The organism is Tardiphaga sp. GW822-FHT04G09 (genome assembly GCF_058800725.1).
This window is the reverse complement of record NZ_JBXAMO010000053.1, coordinates 1-1,000: the sequence shown is the minus strand read 5'-3', so window position 1 is coordinate 1,000 and position 1,000 is coordinate 1. Positions and strand designations below refer to the sequence as shown.

The 1,000-nt window shown below is 61.6% G+C and carries 1 protein-coding gene; it reads left to right on the top strand.

Annotation, left to right across the window (positions count from 1 at the left end):
• Nucleotides 1–81: 81 nt before the first annotated feature.
• Nucleotides 82–1,000: IS5 family transposase (locus AC1RLZ_RS31150; protein ID WP_493191813.1), on the top strand; the 919-nt coding region annotated here is incomplete at its 3' end.

Here is a 1,000-nt window from a genome sequence, read left to right as displayed (position 1 = left end):
CTAGCAGTCTGCTGAAGAACCCCCTCGCCACGGAGGGGGCTTGATGATTCACTTTATCATCTCGAATCGGCGGAGGCGATCATGCGTGGCAGGTTTACGGACCAGGGCGGCCTGTTTTCGTACATCGCACCGGATAAGCGTGTGCCAGCAAACCATCCGCTGCGGAAGGTTCGGGACCTTGTCCGGGATGTTTTGAGTGATTTGAACCGCAGCCTTGGCAGGCTCTACGCCAGCGAGGGGCGTCCTTCGATCCCTCCGGAGCAATTGCTGAGCGCCTTGCTGCTGCAGGTGTTCTACGGCATCCGCTCGGAACGCCAGTTGATGGAGCAGCTGGACTACAATCTTTTGTACCGCTGGTTCGTGGGACTGTCGCCGGACGATCCGGTCTGGGACCCGACCACCTTCACCAAGAACCGCGAGCGGCTGCAGAACGGGGATGTGTTCACGAAGTTCATGACCAGGCTTCTGAACCATTCGCAGGTCAAGCCGCTGCTGTCGGACGAGCACTTCTCGGTGGATGGAACGCTGATCGAAGCCTGGGCTTCACAGAAGAGCTTTCGCCCCAAGGACGGCAGCGGTGACGATGATGACGGCGTCAACTTCCACGGCCAGAAGCGCAAGAACGACACCCATGCCAGCACCAGCGACCCGGACAGCAGGCTTTATCGCAAGGCGGCCGGACGGGAGGCCAGGCTTTGCTATATGGGCCACGCCACCATGGAGAACCGGCATGGGCTGGCGGTGGCCGGCAGGGTCACGCATGCCAATGGCACCGCCGAACGCCGCGCTTCGGAGACCATGCTGAAGGCAAGACGCAAAGCGGCAGGCCGCCGCATCACGGCGGGTGAAGACAAGGCCTACGACACGGCCGATCATGTCGCCAATCTTCGCGCCATTGGCGTGACGCCGCATGTGACCCAGAACCAGGCCGTCACCAAAACCGGCAAGACCCGCAACAGCGCCATCGACGAACGAACCACGCGGCATCCGGGATATGGCA